The sequence below is a fragment of the Synechococcus sp. CC9616 genome (genome assembly GCF_000515235.1).
In the GTDB taxonomy this organism is placed as follows: domain Bacteria; phylum Cyanobacteriota; class Cyanobacteriia; order PCC-6307; family Cyanobiaceae; genus Parasynechococcus.
The window spans coordinates 138,588-159,744 of record NZ_KI911558.1 but is presented as its reverse complement, the minus strand read 5'-3'; the positions used below and the strand labels follow the sequence as shown (position 1 = coordinate 159,744).

The following is a 21,157-nucleotide window of genomic DNA, read 5'->3' as shown; positions in this document are numbered from 1 at the left end:
GACCATGCAAAACACCCTGCTGCTGGACCCTGTCCGGATCCTGCATGGTCCCGGAGTGGACGAGCAGCACGGTGCGGTCTTCATCGAGAACGGTGTGCTCTGCGGATTCGATGAGAATGCGAGATCCCTTGCAGCAGAACGGGGCGTAGCTCCAACCAGGGCAGGGGACAAGCTGATCGCCCCCTGTCTGGTGGATCCCCATTCCGTCCTGGAGGACCCGGTTAACGGACGCGCCGAAACACTGCTGAGCCTGACGCGTTGCGCCACCGCCGGTGGCTATGGAACCGTCGCCCTGCTACCCCGCAGCGGTACCTGGCGTGACCGGCCAGAACGCTTGGCCTTGCTGGAATCGCACGACCCATCACGGCTGACGCTCCATCTCTGGGGCAGCTTCAGTGCAGAGGGCAAAGGGGAGCATCTCTCCTGCCATGGGGACCTGCTTGAGCATGGGGCCATCGGTCTTGCCGATGACGATGCCATCGTTCCCTTGGCACTGCTTGAACGCGGCCTGCTTCTGGCTGAAATGCAATCAGCGCCTGTTCTGCTGGCTCCGCGGGATCCAGATCTGCAGGCGGATGGACTGGCACGCGAAGGCGTGGAAACGCTGCGTGCTGGCTGGGCACCGGACCCAACAAGCAGTGAACTTCTCCCCTTAACCCAGCTGCTGGCACTGCAGAGACAACACCCTCAACGCAACCTGCGGTGCATGAATCTCTCCACCGCCGAAGCGGTGTTGCAGCTGCGCAGCGAACTCAGTCCGCCGATGGCCAGTGTCAGCTGGTGGCATCTCATCGCCGACAGCGGCTGCATGCAAAACGACGATCCCGGCTGGTGCGTCCGGCCATCGATCGGCTCACCGGCCGATCGGCTGGCTCTTCAGCAAGCTCTGCAGGAAGGCCTGATTACAGCCGTCGCGGTCCACGCTGTGCCCCTCGATGAGGAGGACATGCTTTTGCCTGCAGATCAGCGGCCACCTGGCCTGAGTGGCCATCACCTGGTGTTACCGCTTCTTTGGGAAGCGCTGATTCGGCAGTCAGGTTGGTCGGTTCCCCAGCTCTGGCAGGCACTCAGTTTCGGTCCGTCCTTGCTGTTGAACAAACCGGCCGAACGGCTTTCAGCCGGCAGCGATCGTTGGCTGATCTTCGATCCAGATCATCAATGGAGGGTGGATCGACAGGATCCCGCTGCACCCTTGGCAACGAACATTCCCTGCCAAGGCAGGGACATCAGAGGACGGGTGCTGGCCAGCGGTCTCAGTCGCTCAGCGTTCCAATTCGATTAAGGGGCCAGAACCGCACAAATGCCCGGCCGAGGATCTCCTTCTCCGGAAGGTAAGGACTGCTGGGCCAGAAGCGTCCGTCCCAGCTGTTTTTACGGTTGTCCCCCAGGACCAGCACAGACCCTTCCGGCACCGTTCCACTGAGGGTGCGACAGGGGCTCATGCCCTGCTGATCAACCGAGCAGTACTGACGAACATAGGGCTCATTGAGCTTCTTTCCATTAAGCGTGACCTCGCCGCGGGGATTCACCACAACCCTGTCGCCTGAGATCGCGATCACCCGTTTGATGTAGGCATCACAGGCAGGATTGCCAAGCCCTGGAATCAGGCCGATCAACGGCAGATTGACGAGCATGCAGCGCAGGGGTGAGGGCCGCTCGGAAGCACTCAGGGCAGGATCGAAGGCATACGGCGAGTTGAACACCACGATTTCGCCACGGCGAGGAGAACGCGGTATGTAAGTGATTTTTTCAACAAGCAGCCGATCCTGGATCTGCAAGCCAGGAAGCATCGAGCCTGATGGGATGTATCGCGCTTCGACGACGAACTGCCGTATTCCGAAATAGAGCGCGAACGTGAAAAGAACCGGACCCCAGAAATCCCAGAACGGGTGAAGTCTTGAGCGATTCTGTTGCTCGACTGCCAACGGGCCCGAGATGGCAAAGATGCCTCACCATAGAGGCAGGCTGACGTCAGTCTCTGACCAGCAGACCCATGATCCGTCCACGCTGGCAAGGCCTGAATCACTCCGTCGGTGCTCGTGGCTGGAGACGTTGGGATCAGCTGATCGCCGTGATCGCAGCTGCCAATTTCGGCTGGGTGATTTTTGACATCAGCTACGTCCCACTGAGGAATTTCTGGCTGCAGCGCAATCTTTATCCGATTCCTTCCTTCTCCCTGGTTGTTCCGCTTCCTTGGCTTCCGGACATCACACCTGTTTACGACCCGGTCAAAGGCATCCTTCCCCATCGTGATACGGAGACGTATCTCGATCACTTCCATGCCATGGACCAGGTGATCGCCCAAAACGGCATCTCCGCAGAGGAAGGGTTGGAGATGCTGAACAACCAGCAGAGACTGACCGTCCAGCTGATCGAAACCAATCCATTTCTCAGTTCCGGCAATGCGGGAGCCCTGGAGAAACTGAAAAACAGACTTCGCTCCAGGGCCCAAACCGACTCTGCTCAGGAGGCAGCGGCCCAGCTGTTGAGCAAGCCCCATCTGCAGGCGAACGGCTGGGACAGCGAACGGCAGTTCTGGTTGAAGCAGATCATCCCCCTTGTGGAGATCAACTACTGGAGAGGGATCGACGAGAGCGGACAACCCACAGATCTCAGCTGGCGGATCGACACGCCGTTCCAGCTGTTGTTTCTGATGGACATCGGCCTACGCGCCTGGCGCCTCAAACGACGCTATCCAGCAATTCGCTGGCGGGACGCCCTGCTCAGACGTTGGATCGATCTCCCCTTGCTGCTGCCCCTGGCCCGATGGCTGCGGGTTATTCCAGTAACAGAAAGGCTGTCGCGGGCAGGGCTGATTCAACTGGAGCCCTTGAGGGCTGTGATCAGTCGCGGCGTGGTCGCCCTGCTGGCGATGGAACTCTTTGAAGTGATCACAGTTCGCGTTATGGATGCTCTCCAGCAAGTGATCCGCTCACCTCGGTTGCCGCAACAAATCCGCGGTTTCTGCAGTTATCAGGGAACGGAGCAGAACGAAGAACGTGAACTCGTTGAGCTACTGCGGCTTTGGATCCCCCTGCTGCTCAGCCAGGTGGGGCCCAACATGCGTCCACAACTCACGGCTCTTGGCGAACACCTGTTGCATCAGAGCCTGAATCAAACAGTGATCCCAGAGCCACTGCGGGGGGTTGCCGGTCTTCAGAAGGCTGAATCCGCACTGAGTCGTCAGTTGGCTGAAAATCTGGTGGATTCTCTTCTAGGTCTCTCAAAAGGAGCCGGTAATCAGCTGGAACGCCGTGATCCAGCCCTTGAAAACCTGAGTAATGAGACGTTCAATCGATTCTGGGAAGAGCTGGCCCGGTCGCTGGAACAGGGTCCGGTGCTGGAGAGAAGCCAGGAGCTGCTCGCCTCACTTCTGGAAGATCTCAAGCGTTCCAGTTTCCAGCAACTGAAAGACCAGGGCGGCGTGGATGATCTGATCAGGGAACTCGATGGCCTGAGTTTCAGCCCCCCCACTGGGCAACCCAGACGTCAGGCTTGAAGCCCACCAGCACCTCACCGCCGGGAAGGATCACAAACGGGCGCTTGATCAGTTTTCCGTCAGCCGCCAGAGCATCCAGTGCCTGGACATCCGTCATCGCTTTAAAGACGCTTGAACCCAGGGATCGGTAACTGAGCCCACTGGTGTTGAAGAGCGGCTTGCGATCACCGAACTGGTGAAGGGCTGCAGCGAGCTGCTCTCGGGTTGGTGGAGTCTCAGTGATATCGATCAGATCATGATCGATGTCATGGTCGTTCAACCACTGAATTGCCTTGCGGCAGGTGCTGCAACGGCTGTAGCTGAAAACCTGAGTGGGCTCAGGCAAGATCTAGCGTCCGAACAAGGATTTAACAGCTCCAACGAGGCTGTTGGATCCCTTGCCGGCTCCTTCATCGGGACGGGTCCGAACGGTTACATCACCGTTCACCGTGGTTCTGCAGCTCAGGCGGTAGTTGGCAGGACGATCAGCCAGGTAAACCTCTTCCACATCGCTGCGCGGTGAAAGGTTGTTCAGACCTTCGATGACCTCGACAACGCAGGTGCCGCACTGACCTACACCACCACAGTTGTTGAGGTTATTGAGTCCCTTATAAGGATTCAGCCCGGAATCGAGCGTGGCGCGGCGAAGGTTGGCACCTTCAATGCAACCCACCTGTTGATCTTCATGTTCGTATCGAATGGTGGGCACGGGAGGGTAATTCTTTCAAGTGCGCACCAACCTACAAGCATCTGGCCGGTTCATCGCGGCTCCGCGAACGATCACCGTCCTGCACGGATGCATGCATTGAGCAGTGAAGGAACGGCATCAACGTCCCTCCAGCCACCAATGGAGATGACGCGGCCCTCAAAACTTCGATAAGTCCGGAAGAACTCGGAAACTTCCTCAAGCTGGCTGGACGCGATCTGACGAATGCTTCTGATGGCCGACTGACGCGGGTCAGCGTCGGGAACGCAGAGAAGCTTGGGATCGGGGCAGCCATCCTCCTCAAGCTCAAGCAACCCGATTGGCCGGGCTCTGATCAGGCAACCGGCAAACGTTGGCTCGGACATGATCGCCATGGCGTCCAAAGGCGAGCCATCCTCGGCTTTGGTATTGGGCACAAACCCATAGTCGAATGGATAGCGGATGGCCGCGTGGAAAACGCGGTCGAGGACCATCAACCCAGCTTCAGGAGAAAACTCGTATTTATTTCGACTTCCAGCTGGAATCTCGACCAGCAGATTGACCAGCCCTGGTGAGGGTGACGGCGGCAGAGGGCGTAGATCCATTGCTATCCAATGCCGTCGGTGTCAGGCCTGCTGTAGGTAATGCACGCTCAGCAACCACGGCAATAACAGGCACTGAAAAACTGAGTAGCGCGATGGCCAGCCCTGACAGTGCCGTAGAGGGAGCGCTCAAACTGAAGGGTTCATCAGCGTCCGAGGGACTCTGTGAATCGTCGCCTGAAGAGAAGGGAGCCGGATCTGTTGGCATGAAGTGGAGACTGATCGATTCAGTCCCGCGTCTCTAAAAAGATGACCTCTTGATTCTGACACCTTCCTGTTCAGCCTGCATCAAGGTCAGGCGGCAGGGCGCTCCTGACGATCCCGACGCGCGGCACCGAGGTCTGAAGGAGCGACGTCCGTGGCTTCCATATGAGAACGGATCTGCTTCAGTTCCTCAAGGATCGCGCCCAACATCTGCTGAGTCGCGGTGGATGGAGAATTGAGCACTTCAACGGTGACTTCCTTGATTCTCAGAACATCCTTGGCGAAGCGGGCAACTTCGTTGGGATGGAACAGAAGAGCGTCCTTTTGGTCACTCCGATATTCAGGATTGAGCTTGCGAGGATTGAAAGGAGGATTGAGATTGCGAGGATCTGTGTTTGTGTAGCGATACACAGATGCTCTTGAGCGGTTCAGTGATTTCTGAACATCGTCGATACCCACAAGAGCCTCGGACTGTGACGATGTCACAGCCGGGTCAACTGAAATATCGGCCGATTGGTGAACTTGACCAACACCAGATTCTATCGACCGAGGGAACATGAGACTTGCTTAGGACTACCTGGACTCATCGGACGCTAGCAGGTGAGACTCAGGGCGCACAGAGGTTTCCTGGCTGATCAGACACTTCAATGATCGGCACCGCATTTTGTCGGTGATAACTTTCCGACTCTTCTCTTTTGAGCACCATGCGCGTCTCCCGCCTGATGCTGGTGACGCTTCGGGATGTTCCTGCTGATGCGGAAATCCCTTCGCATCAACTTCTTCTCAGAGGTGGATACATCCGTCGTGTCGGCGCGGGCATCTACGCCTATCTGCCGCTGATGTGGAGAGTGCTTCAACGAATCACGGCCATCGTTCGCGAGGAAATGAACAGAGTCGGCGCTCTGGAAACACTGTTGCCCCAACTTCATCCATCGGAACTGTGGCAACGCAGTGGCCGGTGGCAGGGCTACACCGCCGGTGAAGGGATCATGTTTCACCTCGAAGACCGCCAGGGGCGTGAACTCGGCCTCGGTCCAACCCATGAGGAGGTGGTCACCAGCCTGGCCGGGGAGTTGCTGCGCTCATACCGCCAATTGCCGGTGAACCTCTACCAGATCCAAACCAAATTCCGGGACGAGATCAGGCCTCGCTTCGGACTGATGCGGGGGCGGGAATTCATCATGAAGGACGCGTACTCCTTCCATGCGAACGATGAGGACCTGCGCTCCACCTACGCGGTGATGGATCAGGCCTATCGAACGATTTTCGAACGTTGCGGTCTTGAGGCTGTTCCTGTTGATGCCGACAGCGGCGCCATCGGCGGTGCCGCGTCCCAGGAATTCATGGTCACCGCTGAGGCCGGTGAGGATCTGATCCTGATCAGCGAAGACGGCCTCTATGCGGCCAATCAGGAAAAAGCCATTTCGAAGCCCTCCGAGGCGGTTGTTCTTGACAAGGGAGTCAGCGGACTGATCGAAACCCCTGGGTTATCGAGCATCAAGGAGCTGTGTGAGGCCCATCACTGGGACCCCAGCCAGATCGTCAAGGTTCTTTTGCTCCTGGCCCGCCTCGAGGATGGCGGCGAGCAGCCGGTGTTGGTGAGCCTGAGAGGCGATCAGGAACTCAATGAGGTGAAACTCGTGAATGCTCTGACTGAGCGATGCCGTCAACCCGTTCTCGAATGCTCCCCTCTGAGCGCTGACGACCTCAGCCGTCAGGGGTTAGCGGGCCTGCCATTCGGCTTTATCGGTCCTGACCTCGACGATGCTTGTCTCGAGGGTGCCCGAAGCTGGATTCCCCGCTTCCTGCGCCTGACCGACTGCACCGCCAGGGAGCTGTCCCGTTTCGTCTGTGGAGCCAACCATCCCGATCAGCATCGGGTAAATGAAAGCTGGGACGTCCTTTCTGGTGTTCAGGACGGTATCGATCTGCGCAATGCCACCGCCGGCGACCGCTGTGTGCACAACCCGGACGTCCGACTGACGGAGAAACGCGGCATTGAGGTTGGCCACATTTTCCAACTCGGCCGCAAATACTCCGAGGCTCTCTCCTGCCAGTTCACCAACGAAGCCGGAAAGAGCGAAGCCTTCTGGATGGGCTGCTACGGCATCGGTATCTCTCGCCTTGCGCAGGCGGCTGTGGAACAGCACCACGATGACGCCGGAATCTGCTGGCCAGCCAGCATTGCCCCGTTTGAGGCCGTGGTGGTGGTGGCAAATATCCAGGATCAAACCCAGGCATCTCTTGCTGAATCCCTGTACCAGGGCTTGATCGACCAGGGCGTCGATGCCCTGTTGGATGACCGCAGCGAAAGGGCCGGCGTGAAATTCAAGGACGCTGATCTGATCGGGATTCCCTGGCGGATTGTGGTTGGCCGTGATGCCTCTGAGGGCCTGGTGGAACTCGTGCGTCGAGCCGACCGAGACGTTCGCAAGATCCCTCATTCAGACGCGATGAAAACTCTGCTGAGGGAGCTGCGCCCCTAAAGTCCAGCCCAAATCCGAGGCATCCATGTTCACTGCCCTGGCCCAACTGCTCAAATCACTGTCCAGGGCGGCCATCGCTTGCGGGCTTGGACTTTGCTTGTTGCTCACGTCCTGCAGCGGAGATGCTGAGGCCCGGCTCAGTGGTGATTACGTCGAAGACACCGTTGCAGTTGCCCAGAGCCTGCGGGAGGTTATTGACCAACCGCAGGATGCTGAAGGCCACGCCCAGGCGGAAGAGGAAGCCCGTGCCCTGATTAACGACTACATGTCCCGGTATCGGCCGCAGCCCCGCGTCAATGGGTTGACGTCCTTCACCACCATGCAGACGGCGTTGAATTCACTGGCCGGTCACTACGCCGGTTACGCCAACCGCCCCATTCCGGAATCCCTCCACGATCGGATTGAAAAGGAGCTGATCAAGGCTGAGCGCACGGCTGTGCGGGGCAGTTGATCAAGCCCCCACTGATTTTTTGACGAAGAGACACAAGGTCTGAGAGACTCCCGGATTGTGCAGATTCGCGGCTTCGGGCCGCAGTGTCCTTGGCCAATGTTGTCGTCATCGGAGCTCAGTGGGGTGACGAAGGGAAAGGCAAAATCACCGATCTGCTGAGTCGCTCTGCAGATGTCGTCGTCCGCTACCAGGGCGGTGTGAACGCCGGCCACACGATCGTGGTGGATCAGCGAGTGCTCAAGCTGCACTTGATCCCCTCCGGCATCCTTTATCCGGACACCATCTGTCTGATCGGATCAGGAACCGTGGTGGATCCGAAGGTGATGCTCGGTGAGCTCGACATGCTGATCGAGAACGACATCGACATCGCCGGACTGCAGCTGGCATCCACAGCCCACGTGACCATGCCTTACCACCGCCTGCTGGATCAGGCGATGGAGAAGCAGCGCGGTTCACGACGCATCGGCACCACCGGTCGGGGCATCGGTCCCACCTATGCGGACAAGTCCCAGCGCAGTGGCATCCGCGTCATCGACCTTCTGGATGAACAGCGGCTGCGAGATCGACTGGAGGGCCCGCTGGCTGAGAAGAACCAGCTGCTGCAGACCATTTACAACGTCGAACCGCTGGATCCCGATGCCGTGATCAGCGAGTACCTCGACTATGGCCAACGTCTCGCTCCCCACGTGGTCGACTGCACCAGGGCCATTCATGAAGCAGCCAGGGCGCGCAAGAACATCCTCTTTGAAGGGGCGCAGGGAACCTTGCTGGATCTCGACCATGGCACCTATCCCTACGTCACATCGTCCAATCCGGTCTCCGGAGGAGCTTGTATCGGTGCCGGGGTGGGTCCAACCCTGATCGATCGGGTGATCGGGGTCGCCAAGGCTTACACCACACGGGTCGGCGAGGGGCCTTTCCCAACCGAGCTCAGTGGCCAACTCAATGATCAGCTCACGGAGCGGGGAGGAGAGTTCGGGACCACCACCGGTCGGCGCCGGCGGTGTGGCTGGTTCGACAGCGTCATCGGACGTTATTCCGTCCAGGTGAATGGCCTCGACTGCCTGGCCGTCACCAAGCTGGATGTGCTCGACGAAATGGAGGAGATCCATGTGTGCGTCGCCTATGAACTCGACGGAGAACGCATCGATCACTTCCCATGCAGTTCCGATGATTTCGCCCGCTGCAAGCCCATCTTTGAAGTTCTTCCAGGTTGGCAGTGCTCCACCGAGGAGTGCCGTCAGCTCGAGGATCTTCCCGAGGCCGCCATGGCTTACCTGCGCTTCCTGGCGGATCTCATGGAAGTTCCGATCGCAATCGTGTCTCTGGGAGCCAGCCGCGACCAGACGATTGTTGTGGAGGATCCCATCCACGGACCGAAAAGGGCTTTGCTGAGCGCCTGATTCAGACCGGAAGCGATACTGCGGGATCATCATTCAGAGCCGATGATCATCGAGTCGCGTTTCCCGAGCTCAACCAGCCTCGATGTGGTGGGGATCGGCAACGCCATCGTTGACGTTCTGGTGCAGACAGACGACGCGTTTTTGCAGACGCACGAACTGCAGAAGGGTGGAATGGCTCTCATCAATGAACAACAGGCTGAGAGCCTTTACAAGGCAAGCGGGCCGGGTCTGGAAACCTCTGGAGGATCCGTTGCCAACACGATGGTGGGGATTGCCCAGCTCGGGGGACGCGCCGGTTTCATCGGACGCGTTCGCAATGACCAGCTTGGGGAGATCTTCAGCCACGACATCCGTGCCGTCGGAGCCCGTTTCGACACACCGGCAGCCACCAGTGGAGCCACCACGGCCCGCTGTCTGATTTACGTCACACCGGATGCGGAACGCACCATGTGCACGTTTCTTGGTGCATCCACGCAACTCGAGCCTGAGGATCTCGATCTCTCGATGGTGCGTCAGGCGAAGGTTCTCTATCTCGAGGGCTATCTCTGGGACAGTCCCCCCGCCAAACGTGCCTTCATCGCCGCTGCAGAGGTATGCCGCGAATCAGGCGGCCAGGTAGCGCTCTCTCTCTCCGATGGATTCTGCGTGGAGCGGCACCGCGAAAGCTTTCTCAACCTGGTGAACGGCCACGTGGACGTGCTGTTCGCCAACGAGGTCGAAATCATGTCCCTCTATGAAACAGACGATTTCGAGACGGCCTTGAAGCAGGTGAGCGGTTGCTGCAAGGTGGCAGCGCTGACCCGAGGAGCCGAGGGATCCGTTGTGCTCAGCGGTGAGCAACGCTTCGACATCGGAATCGTGTCACTGGGAGATCTACTGGACACCACAGGGGCTGGAGATCTGTATGCGGGAGGTTTTCTGCATGGCTACACCCAGGGCGATTCCCTGGAACGTTGCGGACAACTCGGCGCTCTCTGCGCCGGACAGGTCGTCACCCAGCTCGGTGCACGACCTCAGGTGTCGTTAATGCAACTGGCGGCAACCCAGCTGCCATAAGCGACCGAGGACTGGGCCGGCCAGGACAGCCACTCCGGGGTGTCGTAGCTGTGACGATCCATCACGAGCTGATGCAACACATCGCGTTGCGCAGCGGTGGATTTGATCAGGAGCTGCACCTCGCTGGCCTGATGCAGTTCGCCCTGCCAGCGGTAGCAAGACCGGACGGGTGTGAGGCTCACACAGGCTGCAACCCCTCGCTCCAGCAGCAGATCAGCAAGTGAGCGTGCCTTGTCCTCATCCGCTTCTGTGGTCAGCGCCAGGATCACCGTGTCAGTCGTGGTCATGTTGCAGGCGTCGCAACAGCGCTTGTACACCCACCACAGTCTCAATGCGGGGTGGCTCCTGCGGTCGACGCAGCAACCAAAGCCTTAGGTCTTGCTCGCTGGTGATCACTCTCCAGAGCGATTCGGTGTCGCCACCTGACTGCCGGCAGAGAACATCGCTGATGGACCAGCGGCGACAGAGCGCCTGTTCCAGCCCGCCGGGGGGGTGCCCCTGACGTGGTCTGACGACAGCCAGACGATTCGGGGGGAGACCAACCGCAAGAGCCCGCCGAAGACTGTCGGCAGATGGCAGCACCCGAGCGAAGACATCGGCCCCGGCGGCCTGTCCTGCGGCCACTGCCGAGGCGAGATGGCGGGCACCAAGAGCAATCAGGAGTCGGCGACCGAACAAAGGACGATCTCTCAGATCATCGGGATGGTTGAGAAACTCGGCATGACCGATGCTTGGCTGCGGCCGCTCCAGCCGCAGCAGGGGTTGACCGAGGCGATCACAGACTTCCAGCAGATCCTGGGTGACCCTGGTTGCAAATGGGTGGGTCGCATCCACAACCCAGCGGAACGGTCCCTGCTCTTGAAGCAGCGACGCCATCGCCGCCTGACCATCAAGGGCTCCGACCCGGATCTGATCCAGTGGAATCCCTTGGTAAGCAAGGGCCGCAGCTTCGGTGACAACGCTGACCTGGACCCGCCACCCACTGGCCGCAAGGCAGCGGGAGAGGGGAGGGCCTTCCCCGGTGCCACTGAGGATCCAGATCCGATGCTGGTCATCACCGCCTGCTTGCATCAGGATGGCCGCACCTGATGCGACGGGACATGAATCACTGCGTGTTGGAAGTGGAGGTCAGCGAGGCCCCCACCATTCGCTACACCCAGGACAATCAGACGCCGATCGCCGAGATGACCGTGAAATTCGACGGTCTTCGACAGGACGACGCGCCCGGTGAACTGAAGGTCGTTGGCTGGGGGAATCTCGCCCAGGATCTTCAGAACCGGGTTCAGGTCGGGCAGAAACTGATGCTCGAGGGACGCCTGCGCATGAACACCGTTCCCCGTCAGGACGGCACGAAGGAGAAGAGGGCTGAATTCACCCTCTCCAGGCTGCATCCCATCGGTGCTGGCAGCAGCGGAGCAGCGACGGGCACGCCCGCAACCGAGCAACGTCCAGCCAAAACGCCTCCGGCAGCTCAGGCTGCGCCTGAAGCAGCCAGCTGGAATGCGGCACCGCTTGTGCCGGACACAGATGAGATCCCGTTCTGACCTCACCCCTGGCCGGACTCGTCCTGCAGTTCCGAGGCGCGACTCAGCATCTGGCCGAGTTCTCTCTCCAGAGCCGCCAAATCAAGCCGCAGGTCAGGCCAGCGACCACGATCGATCTGTTCCAGCAGCCAGGCACGGTCCTCATCCAGCTGTTGGAGCAGAGGCTGCAATTCATCCGATGACGACTCGGGCAAGGCTGGGGAGAGTGATCACCACCACATCCTGATGGCTGGCGGGTCACAATGACGTCCAATCCAAGGCGTTCATGAACGACCTCTTTTCTCCAGGCAGCCTGGTAACGGTCGCTGGAGGTGCGCTCACCGTGGTTGGTGCCGTTGCCTACACCACAGGCAGTGCCAATCTGAGCCTTCCAACGATTTTTTATGGCATCCCGATCCTTCTGGGAGGGTTGGCCCTGAAATCATCCGAGTTGCCCCCTGCTCGACGGATCACCCCGAAGGAGGCCCTCAAGCAAGAACGCGAACAGGCTCCCCCCGAGCTGGGCAAGCTGCTCAGTGATGTCACCCGTTGGCGTTACGGCCAGAAAGCCCATCTGGAATCCTCGCTGGAGGCCCTCAAGCTCTGGGATGAGGACAATCCTCCCCAACTGCTTGAGGTCGAGGAACTGACTGAAACCGGTGGCTATGGACTAAGGCTCCGCTTCGAACTGAATGCGGTAGCCCACGAACGCTGGCACGACAAACAGGATCGACTGGGGCGTTTCTTCGCGAAAGGTTTGCAAGCAAAACTGGTGCCCCTGGACGAGGAGCACCTCGACCTGCTCCTGATTCCAGCTGTCAATGGCTGATCCGAGCCAGTCCGGTGACGATGCCCTGAGGGTGTCCGTCCTGAGTGAGGCGTTGCCTTACATCCAGCGCTTCGCCGGCCGGCGCATCGTGATCAAATACGGCGGAGCCGCGATGGCCCATGCCGAGCTACGGGAGGCGGTCTTCCGCGACCTTGCGCTGCTGGCATGCGTGGGAGTGCAGCCAGTCGTGGTGCATGGCGGGGGGCCTGAAATCAACTCATGGCTGAAACGGCTTGAAATTCCTGCGGAGTTTCGCGACGGCCTCCGCGTCACCGACGCCGACACCATGGATGTGGTGGAAATGGTGCTGGTGGGGCGCGTCAACAAGCAGATCGTGAATGGTCTGAATCAACTCGGAGCCCGCGCTGTCGGACTGAGTGGCAGCGACGGACGCCTCGTGGAGGCACGTCCTTGGGGAGAAGGCAGCCACGGCTTTGTTGGTGATGTGGCGCGTGTCAACCCCGACCTGCTCGAACCTTTGCTGGAAAAGGGTTATCTGCCGGTGATCTCGAGCGTTGCCGCAACCCCTGACGGGCAATCCCACAACATCAATGCCGACACGGTGGCCGGCGAACTGGCGGCGGCGATGGAGGCGGAAAAACTCATCCTGCTCACCGATACCCCAGGGATCCTTGAGGACAAGGACGACCCCGCCTCGCTGATCCGCAAGCTCAAGCTGCCGGAGGCACGCCAACTGATTCACGACGGCATCGTTGCCGGCGGCATGACCCCCAAAACGGAATGCTGCATCCGCGCTCTGGCCCAGGGAGTGGCGGCCGCTCACATCATTGATGGCCGCGTTCCCCACGCTCTGCTGCTGGAGGTGTTCACCGATGCCGGCATTGGCACGATGGTGGTGGGACACAGCTGAGCCGTGGATGAACAAGCGGCGCCGCTGGATCTGCGTACCGCTGAAGCGGCCCTGGAACGGGGTGACTACGGCCAGTGTCTGGCGTTCCTGACGCCCCTCGCTGAAAGCCGTCCCCTGCCGGATCCGGAGGGAGCGCGCGTGCGTTTTCTGATGATCACAGCCTGGATGGGGCGCGGCGATGACGAGAAAGCCATCAACACCTGCCGCGTGTTGAGTCGCAGCCAGGATCCAGACCTGCGTCAGCAAGCCAAGCAGCTGTTGACCATCCTCGAATCACCAAGCCTCGCCAGACCGGAGCGTTGGTCGATGCGCCTCCCCGATCTGGAGATGAGCGCAACAGGCAGCGCGTCTCCAGTCGTCGCTTCGCGCCGGCGATCGCGGCGGCCCAAGCCACCACCACCACCGCCGACGGGTCCGACCAAATCACCAACCATTGGTTTCGCAGCACTGGTGGCCGCGGTGCTGCTGGGACTGACGCTTCTTCTCAGTGGCTGCATGAGGGTTGAGGCGGATCTGAGCACCCATGGGGCCGATCGCCTGCAACTCACCTGGCAGATTCAGAACGACTCAGGGCAACTGCTGCCGTGGCAGCAACGCTTCGAGTCGCGGTTGAAACGGGATCTGCCGGCTTGGAGCATCCGGCATCCCCGTCCCGGAAGCGAGCTGATCAGCAGCGAGATTCTCTCCGCAGAGGAGTTGCAGCACGCCATGGATGATCTTGTGAGGATCGTGTCGGAAACAACCGGACTGCCCCTTCCCGTCCCAGGGATTGATCTGAAAGAACAGAACTTTCTGATCGGCATCCGTCAGAACCTGAGCGTGAGCCTCGAGCCCGACTCCGCCCTCAAGATTCCAGGGCTGAGCCTCAGCCTCTCCCTTGACCATGGTGAATCCAGAGCCCTGAACGAGGGCAGCGAGGGCACCAGGCTCGAGCTGCGGCACTGGCGCTGGAGTCGGCTGGGGCTCGGAAGCCTTGCTGTGCTCGCCCTTTTGCTTTTGAGTGCTGCTCTGCAGATCAAACGCCGACAGTTGGGCTTCGGTTTTCCTGAACTCCCCTCCTGATCAGAGCTCCAGAGGATCCGGATCCACGGACAGTGCCACGCCCCGCGGCAGGGAGTCCCAAAGCTGCTGGCCAGCGGGCAACGGCAGAGCCGATTCGGCGGGGCCATGCAGCAGAAGCTGCCAACGGCTTCGGCCAGCCACCCGAGCCACCGGTGCTGGTGCCGGGCCAACCAGCCACCACTTTTGCTGCTGACAGAGGGGGCGGATCCTTTCCGCCAGAACCGAAGCCGCCGTGGCCGTGGCCGTGGCGGATTCACCGGAAAGTCGCAACAGGCAGGCCCTGCTGAATGGCACCAAGCCGGCTTGGCGGCGCACCTGAGTCTCCGCAGCCAGAAAATCCTCGTAGCGGCCATCAACCAGATGACGGATCACCGGATGATCCGGCGAATAGGTCTGCACCAACACCTGGCCAGGCCGCTCGCCTCGCCCGGCACGACCAGCCAGCTGCATCAGCAACTGGAGAGCTTGCTCTTCAGCGCGGAGATCCGGTCGATGCAGCAGGCCGTCAGCCGCCAGCACCGCCGCCAGGGTGACCCTTGGCAAATCCATGCCCTTGGCCAGCATCTGCGTACCGATCAAAACGTCGGCCTCTCCAGCCGCAAAACGCTCCAGCAGGCGCCTGTGCCCGTCACGCCCCCCTGTGGAATCACGGTCGAATCTCAGCAGGCGCAGATCAGCAAGCTCCTCGGCCAGGAGCTCCAACACCCGCTGCGTTCCAGCCCCGAATGGCTTGAAGGCGGTGGATCCGCAGTGGCTGCACCGCGTCCCGACCTCGGCGCGATGGTCACACCAATGGCAGCGCAGCCACTGTCGTCCAGCTGTTCCACGGTGCACGGTCAAGGCCACGTCACAGTGCGGGCACTGAACGACCTCGCCGCAGCTTCGGCAGCCCAGAAAAGGGCTGTATCCCCGTCTGGGCACCAGGATCACAGCCTGTTCACCCTGCTCGGGCAAAGCGGCCAGCCGATCCATCAGCGGTCGGCTGATCACACGGCGATGGCCGTCTGACAGTTCCTGACGCATATCCACCACGTGCACTGGAGGGAGCAACTGCTCGGAGATGCGTCGTCGCAGCCGGGCCAGCCGGATCGGTCCATCAGGGTTGAGCTGACTCCAGGTCTCCAGAGAGGGAGTGGCACTGCCAAGCAGCAACCGGCCTCCGCAGCGGCGAACGCGATCAATGGCAAGATCTCGGGCGTGATAGCAGGGCATTGGAGACTCCTGCTTGTACGACCTGTCGTGCTCCTCATCGAGGACGATCAATCCGATCGACTTCAAAGGGGCGAACACCGCCGAGCGGGTGCCCACCACCAGCAAGGGCTGATCTGCTGCGAGACATCGGCGCCAAACCTGCAGACGTTCCCGATCTCGACAACCGCTGTGGTACTCGAGCACCTGCTGGCCGAAGCGACGCCGGCAACGATCCACCAGCTGGGGAATCAGACCAATTTCCGGCGTGAGCAGCAGCACATGCCGGCCGGCCTGCAATTCAGCCGCAGCCAGCTGCAAATACACCTCCGTTTTGCCGGAGCCGGTGATGCCCCAGAGCAGGAGACCTTCACCGGGTTTGAGGCTGCCATAGGCCTCAACGGCCTGCCGTTGTTCATCGGTGAGCTGTTGGGGGCCTTCTCTTTCCATGGCCAGGGTGTTGTCAACCACCTGCCGACGGCGTTTCTCGCGACTCAGCCAGCCATTCACCTCCAGCCGTCGAATCGTGTCCCCACTGAAGCCAGAGGCCGCCAGATCTCCCTGCCAGAGGCCACCTTGATGGGTTTTGAGCAGCTTGATCAGCTCCTGTTGCTTTGATGTGAGCGAGGTGGTTTCGCCATCCTGGGAGCGGAGCTGAACCCAGCACTGGAGTCGCCCGGAGGAGATGGATGCTGTCTTCGCCTGGCCCAGCCAACCGGCTGGCAGGGCTGCTTTCAGCATCCGGAAGGAACTGAGATAACAGCGCTGCGCTGCCGCTTCGATCCAGGCATGCCAGTCGGGATCGACGGTGGCACGCTGAACAACGGCCTCGATCGGCTGCAGAGATGCACTCGGAGCTGAGGGCTGCTCAGGCTCAGAACGCTGCTCGACCACCAGGCCATGCATCGGCCTGCCTCGCAGACGGACGCGCACGAGATCCCCAGGCACGGGCGCAAGATCCTCGTCAGCCACGTAGGTGAACGTTTGGCCCTCACGGCCAGCTTCCAGCCAAACTTCTACCCGCACAGCAGTCTTCAATCAGGACTTGCAGTGATCAAAAAAGATCATTAAAATGTAGTGGTTGGCAAAGAAATGCCAACTTCTGAGCCCGTTCCAGCGGAAGACACGCAGCTCGAAGCCAGGTTCTCCTGAGTCCTTCGACCGGTCTGAGACCACCCCGGACAGCACAGAGTCCAGTCCTTCGGGACAACCATCACCAGATTCAAGTCCGTCTCGGCGACCCCAATTCATCAGGATTAGCAGCTTTACCCCTCCAGCTTCATAGTTGGAAGGGACAAATGGTTCCTTGATGCCGTTTCCGGCATTTTCTGTGACCCATATCTGCCTCCTCGTGGGTTGTCGCCCCGTCTCTGTCCAGTTGCCTCGCGTTGAATCATGAGCCCAGCCGCCACGAAAGCAGCCCAGCCAGACATCCTCCTGCTCTCCAGCGCAGGCTCCAACACCACCAAAGAGATCGAGGCGGAGACCAAGAAGACTCCGGCCCGTCGCAAGACCACTGCAACCAAGACCACTGCGACCAAGAGCACAGCGACCAAAAGCACAGCGAAGGTCGCTGCCACGAAGGGCGCCAAAACGGCCAAGGCGAAATCATCACCAAAAGCCAAGCCAGCCGCGAAGAGCAAGGCAGCTGCGGTGAAAGTGGCCACGCCAGCCTTGAGTGCTGAAGAGAAGGCCAAGGCCGCGATCGCCGAGAAAGAGGCGAAGGCCAAAGCACTGGCCAGCATCAAGATCGGACCGAAGGGGGTCTACACAGAAGATTCGATTCGGGTTTATCTGCAGGAAATCGGCCGCATCCGACTGCTGCGACCAGACGAAGAAATTGAACTGGCCCGCAAAATCGCGGACCTGCTTCACCTGGAAGAACTGGCCGCCCAGTTCGAAAGCGATAACGGCAAGTATCCCGACACCAAGGAATGGGCAGCCTTGGTGGAAATGCCTCTGATCCGCTTCAGACGTCGGCTGATGCTCGGCCGCCGGGCCAAGGAAAAGATGGTGCAGTCCAACCTTCGGCTGGTGGTGTCGATTGCCAAGAAGTACATGAACCGGGGGCTCAGCTTCCAGGATCTGATTCAGGAAGGCAGCCTTGGACTGATCCGCGCTGCGGAGAAATTCGACCACGAAAAGGGATACAAGTTCTCCACCTACGCCACCTGGTGGATTCGTCAGGCCATCACCCGTGCGATTGCCGACCAGAGCCGGACGATCCGGCTTCCAGTTCACCTCTACGAGACGATCTCCAGGATCAAGAAAACAACCAAGGTTCTCAGCCAGGAATTCGGCCGCAAGCCCACAGAAGAGGAAATCGCCGAATCGATGGAGATGACCATCGAAAAACTGCGCTTCATCGCCAAGAGTGCCCAGCTGCCGATTTCTCTTGAAACGCCGATCGGCAAGGAAGAGGATTCACGGCTGGGCGACTTCATCGAGGCCGACATCGAAAATCCTGAACAGGATGTCGCCAAGAATCTGCTTCGAGAAGACCTCGAAGGTGTGCTCGCCACATTGAGTCCTCGCGAGAGGGACGTGCTGCGTCTGCGCTACGGCCTGGATGACGGCCGCATGAAAACGCTCGAGGAAATCGGCCAGATTTTCGATGTCACCCGTGAGCGCATTCGTCAGATCGAAGCCAAAGCACTGCGCAAGCTTCGCCACCCCAACCGCAACGGCGTGCTGAAGGAATACATCAAGTAAAAACCAGAATTACTGGTCACTAAAGCAATTGCTGCTGCACTCCTTTGATCAATTAATGATCAAAGGAGTGAATTTTTATGAGGCGCCAAATCAGCTTGTAGGCATTAAGCAGCCTGCATTCGAGACAACAGCAGCGAGGCGTTGGTCCGAAAAAAGCATTCTTTTCAGCCTCACCCAGTTGAGGGATGTCAAGCGCCCCAGCGATAGCGAGAATAGAGAATATCGTCCGAACTGCAGGATGCCAATGTCGCCGTCCAAGACTGAAAGCCATAAGCATGTTGGTAAATCACAGGTCAGAACCAGGAACAGAGGCCCCCTGCTTCGGGACGAGGCATTAGAAGGAACATTTGGTCCTGACCAACTCGAAGCCGGAGCTGGAGATGACGTGGTGGATGGAGGAACAGGAGCAGACCGTCTCGAAGGAGGAGACGGGGCTGATCAACTGTCCGGCGATCAAGGGGATGACGTCCTTGAAGGGGGAACTGGTCGAGACACCTTGAATGGCGGGAGTGGCGGAGATTATCTCAATGGCGGAAAAAATGAAGACAACGTTTCAGGCGGAAACGGTGCCGACAATTTGCATGGTGAGCAGGGGGATGACAGGCTAAATGGCAATCAAGGTAGAGATTTTATTGACGGAGGAGAAGGCAACGATGTGATTGATGGAGGCAACGGGGATGATGTTGTTTTAGCAGGTAGAGACAGCGACTCAGTCGAAGGTGGAAAGGGAAACGATGTCTTGGATGGAGAGGAAGGCAACGACAGCCTCAGTGGCGGCACAGGAGACGACACCCTTATCGCAGGAACAGGGAATGACACCCTGACAGGCGGTAGAGGAGCCGATCTTTTTGATATTTCAGAAGGCGATAACGTAATAGAAGATTTTGACATCAAAGCAGGCGACCAGCTCTACCTTGGCGAGAAGAAAATCTCGGAAACCAATCAGGCTGAAGATGGACTGGAGCTGATTCTGAGCGATAACAGCCGGCAGCTTCTTGTTGGAGTAGGCCTCGAAGAATTCAATGAAAATATCGAAAATATTATTCACGAACCCCCATCTGTTTTTAGCAATCCCGCGAAATCTGAGTGCAGCAAATTCATCCAAAGCAACCAAACGATCACACTCGGAGAAGACGAAAACATAAAAATTGAGATGAAAGGTGGAGACGTGAATATCGGAAACGAACAAAGCTACAATGCAAACTTAATTTTAACCAACAAAAGCCCCTCAGCCTGGCACGGTGGAAACAAAAAAGGGCATTTAATTGAGATTGCATTCGATGCGTCGTGGAACATTTATCAAGGCCATGAAAGCGGACGCCTTTGGATAAAAGAAAATGGCCATGGCGGAAGAAAATATGGGGGGTTTAACACAAACTGGGACGCCTCCCCAGTTCAGCCTGGAGGGACAATTGATGCGAATCAGTTTAATATAAATAATGTCAGCTCCAACCCCTATCTAGCAGCATGCAATTTCACTTATAGCATTGAAAAAGGTAAGTGGACTGAACTAGGGGAAACAAACAAAATCCCCGAGCCAGATTACACAATTATTTACGGGACCAATTCAGGTGATACCGAAAACTCAACGAATGCGACAGACAAAAATGGATTAGAGATCAATTTCCTGGGGACAGAAGACTCCAATGAAATGTATGGAAAAGCTGGAAATGATCGCATTCTATCCGACAAAGGAGATGACAAGCTTTTTGGAGAAGATGGGGATGATCTCCTTTCAGGACAAGACGGGAAAGATGTTCTTGATGGTGGTGATGGCAATGACACCCTCGATGGCGGTAACGGTGACGATCAACTCATCGCTGGAAACGGCGCAGACATCGTCATCCTCTCCAATGGCCACGACATCGTTCGACAGTTCAACACAAACAAAGATTTCATCCAATATGACGGAGATGTTGAACAACTCGGCTTCGTTGAAGTTCCTTTTGAGCAGCAGAACAGTCTCAAAATCTCCCATGGAAATCATTCCACCCTTCTTGTTGGTGTCTCCCTAGAAGACTTCATTTCCGTTAAGCCTCAGCCTCCCGTCATCGATCCCGATGGCAAACCCATTGATCTCACTCCTGATATCCCAACTCCAGGTGTTGAACTTGAGGCTGGTGTCATCATCGGCACCAACTCTGATGACAGCCCTGACACCGACGCCAGCTCTCCAGACGGTGTTCCTTTTGTTGGCAGCGATGAAAACAACACCATGGTCGCCCTTGATGGGGATGACCTCCTTTCAGGACAAGACGGGAAAGATGTTCTTGATGGTGGTGATGGCAATGACACCCTCGATGGCGGTAACGGTGACGATCAACTCATCGCTGGAAACGGCGCAGACATCGTCATCCTCTCCAATGGCCACGACATCGTTCGACAGTTCAACACAAACAAAGATTTCATCCAATATGACGGAGATGTTGAACAACTCGGCTTCGTTGAAGTTCCTTTTGAGCAGCAGAACAGTCTCAAAATCTCCCATGGAAATCATTCCACCCTTCTTGTTGGTGTCTCCCTAGAAGACTTCATTTCCGTTAAGCCTCAGCCTCCCGTCATCGATCCCGATGGCAAACCCATTGATCTCACTCCTGATATCCCAAC

21 protein-coding genes are annotated in these 21,157 nt (G+C 58.5%); 12 read left to right on the top strand and 9 right to left on the bottom strand.

All coding sequences use genetic code 11. The annotated features are described in order from the left end of the window. Window positions 1-4: 4 nt before the first annotated feature. Window positions 5-1,282 carry a dihydroorotase gene (locus SYN9616_RS0101010; protein ID WP_028951465.1) on the top strand — a complete coding sequence of 426 codons (1,278 nt, stop codon included), beginning with the start codon at window positions 5-7 and terminating at the stop codon, window positions 1,280-1,282. Here the strand turns inward: SYN9616_RS0101010 and lepB are convergent. Next, window positions 1,254-1,925: a signal peptidase I gene (gene lepB, locus SYN9616_RS0101005; protein ID WP_037990546.1), complete on the bottom strand. Its 672-nt coding sequence runs from the start codon at window positions 1,923-1,925 to the stop codon at window positions 1,254-1,256. The genes SYN9616_RS0101010 and lepB overlap by 29 nt on opposite strands. Before the next feature lie 68 nt (window positions 1,926-1,993). Here lepB and SYN9616_RS0101000 point away from each other — a divergent pair, with 68 nt between their 5' ends. Further along, the gene (locus tag SYN9616_RS0101000; protein WP_028951463.1) at window positions 1,994-3,499 is read left to right on the top strand and encodes a hypothetical protein; all 1,506 of its coding nucleotides are present in this window, start codon (window positions 1,994-1,996) and stop codon (window positions 3,497-3,499) included. Here SYN9616_RS0101000 and SYN9616_RS0100995 read toward each other — a convergent pair. From SYN9616_RS0100995 to SYN9616_RS0100980, 4 genes are all read right to left on the bottom strand, one after another. Then, the gene (locus tag SYN9616_RS0100995; RefSeq protein WP_028951462.1) at window positions 3,462-3,824 is read right to left on the bottom strand and encodes a Spx/MgsR family RNA polymerase-binding regulatory protein; all 363 of its coding nucleotides are present in this window, start codon (window positions 3,822-3,824) and stop codon (window positions 3,462-3,464) included. The genes SYN9616_RS0101000 and SYN9616_RS0100995 overlap by 38 nt on opposite strands. Window positions 3,825-3,827: 3 nt before the next feature. Further along, complete coding sequence (locus SYN9616_RS0100990; protein WP_028951461.1) at window positions 3,828-4,187, bottom strand: 2Fe-2S iron-sulfur cluster-binding protein; 360 nt, start codon at window positions 4,185-4,187, stop codon at window positions 3,828-3,830. Window positions 4,188-4,258: 71 nt separating this feature from the next. Beyond that, entirely contained in the window at window positions 4,259-4,768 is a 510-nt protein-coding gene (locus SYN9616_RS0100985) for an inorganic diphosphatase (RefSeq protein WP_028951460.1), read from the bottom strand. A 291-nt stretch (window positions 4,769-5,059) separates the two neighbouring features. Beyond that, window positions 5,060-5,527, bottom strand: coding sequence for a resolvase (locus SYN9616_RS0100980; RefSeq protein ID WP_028951459.1), 468 nt, complete (start codon window positions 5,525-5,527; stop codon window positions 5,060-5,062). A gap of 146 nt (window positions 5,528-5,673) precedes the next feature. On the opposite strand from SYN9616_RS0100980, the gene SYN9616_RS0100975 reads away from it, so the two are divergent. The 4 genes from SYN9616_RS0100975 (at window position 5,674) to SYN9616_RS0100960 (ending at window position 10,365) form a co-directional block, all read left to right on the top strand. Beyond that, window positions 5,674-7,455, top strand: a complete 1,782-nt coding sequence (locus SYN9616_RS0100975; protein WP_028951458.1) for a proline--tRNA ligase — start codon at window positions 5,674-5,676, stop codon at window positions 7,453-7,455. Window positions 7,456-7,480: 25 nt separating this feature from the next. Then, a complete protein-coding gene (gene psb27, locus SYN9616_RS0100970) occupies window positions 7,481-7,906 on the top strand; it encodes a photosystem II protein Psb27 (protein ID WP_028951457.1) in 426 nt (141 codons plus the stop codon). Between the two features lie 83 nt (window positions 7,907-7,989). Beyond that, the gene (locus tag SYN9616_RS0100965; protein WP_198015112.1) at window positions 7,990-9,309 is read left to right on the top strand and encodes an adenylosuccinate synthase; all 1,320 of its coding nucleotides are present in this window, start codon (window positions 7,990-7,992) and stop codon (window positions 9,307-9,309) included. Window positions 9,310-9,351: 42 nt separating this feature from the next. After that, window positions 9,352-10,365 carry an adenosine kinase gene (locus tag SYN9616_RS0100960; RefSeq protein WP_028951455.1) on the top strand — a complete coding sequence of 338 codons (1,014 nt, stop codon included), beginning with the start codon at window positions 9,352-9,354 and terminating at the stop codon, window positions 10,363-10,365. On the opposite strand, the gene cutA is transcribed toward SYN9616_RS0100960, so the two are convergent. Continuing rightward, window positions 10,323-10,652, bottom strand: coding sequence for a divalent-cation tolerance protein CutA (gene cutA / locus SYN9616_RS0100955; RefSeq protein ID WP_028951454.1), 330 nt, complete (start codon window positions 10,650-10,652; stop codon window positions 10,323-10,325). The two genes, SYN9616_RS0100960 and cutA, sit on opposite strands and share 43 nt — an antisense overlap. After that, on the bottom strand, window positions 10,639-11,436 hold the full coding sequence (locus tag SYN9616_RS0100950; RefSeq protein WP_028951453.1) for a precorrin-6A/cobalt-precorrin-6A reductase: 798 nt from the start codon (window positions 11,434-11,436) through the stop codon (window positions 10,639-10,641). The genes cutA and SYN9616_RS0100950 overlap by 14 nt, the downstream gene beginning before the upstream one ends. 29 nt (window positions 11,437-11,465) lie before the next feature. On the opposite strand from SYN9616_RS0100950, the gene SYN9616_RS0100945 reads away from it, so the two are divergent. Further along, window positions 11,466-11,909, top strand: a complete 444-nt coding sequence (locus SYN9616_RS0100945; RefSeq protein WP_028951452.1) for a single-stranded DNA-binding protein — start codon at window positions 11,466-11,468, stop codon at window positions 11,907-11,909. 2 nt (window positions 11,910-11,911) lie between these two features. Here SYN9616_RS0100945 and SYN9616_RS0100940 read toward each other — a convergent pair whose 3' ends face one another. Beyond that, window positions 11,912-12,103, bottom strand: a complete 192-nt coding sequence (locus SYN9616_RS0100940) for a hypothetical protein (RefSeq protein ID WP_028951451.1) — start codon at window positions 12,101-12,103, stop codon at window positions 11,912-11,914. 71 nt (window positions 12,104-12,174) lie between these two features. Between SYN9616_RS0100940 and SYN9616_RS0100935 the strand changes: the two genes are divergently transcribed. The 3 genes from SYN9616_RS0100935 to SYN9616_RS0100925 are packed head-to-tail and all read left to right on the top strand — an operon-like array spanning window position 12,175 to window position 14,650. After that, a complete protein-coding gene (locus tag SYN9616_RS0100935) occupies window positions 12,175-12,717 on the top strand; it encodes a DUF2854 domain-containing protein (RefSeq protein WP_028951450.1) in 543 nt (180 codons plus the stop codon). Further along, window positions 12,710-13,588: an acetylglutamate kinase gene (gene argB / locus SYN9616_RS0100930; RefSeq protein WP_028951449.1), complete on the top strand. Its 879-nt coding sequence runs from the start codon at window positions 12,710-12,712 to the stop codon at window positions 13,586-13,588. The genes SYN9616_RS0100935 and argB overlap by 8 nt, the downstream gene beginning before the upstream one ends. Before the next feature lie 3 nt (window positions 13,589-13,591). Continuing rightward, window positions 13,592-14,650, top strand: a complete 1,059-nt coding sequence (locus tag SYN9616_RS0100925; protein WP_028951448.1) for a DUF3153 domain-containing protein — start codon at window positions 13,592-13,594, stop codon at window positions 14,648-14,650. Here the strand turns inward: SYN9616_RS0100925 and priA are convergent, their stop codons facing one another. Beyond that, the gene (gene priA, locus SYN9616_RS0100920; protein ID WP_232199855.1) at window positions 14,651-16,864 is read right to left on the bottom strand and encodes a primosomal protein N'; all 2,214 of its coding nucleotides are present in this window, start codon (window positions 16,862-16,864) and stop codon (window positions 14,651-14,653) included. Window positions 16,865-17,233: 369 nt separating this feature from the next. On the opposite strand from priA, the gene rpoD reads away from it, so the two are divergent. Then, window positions 17,234-18,550: an RNA polymerase sigma factor RpoD gene (gene rpoD, locus SYN9616_RS0100910; RefSeq protein WP_028951445.1), complete on the top strand. Its 1,317-nt coding sequence runs from the start codon at window positions 17,234-17,236 to the stop codon at window positions 18,548-18,550. Between the two features lie 28 nt (window positions 18,551-18,578). Next, window positions 18,579-21,157: calcium-binding protein (locus SYN9616_RS18125; RefSeq protein WP_304412473.1), on the top strand; the 2,579-nt coding region annotated here is incomplete at its 3' end.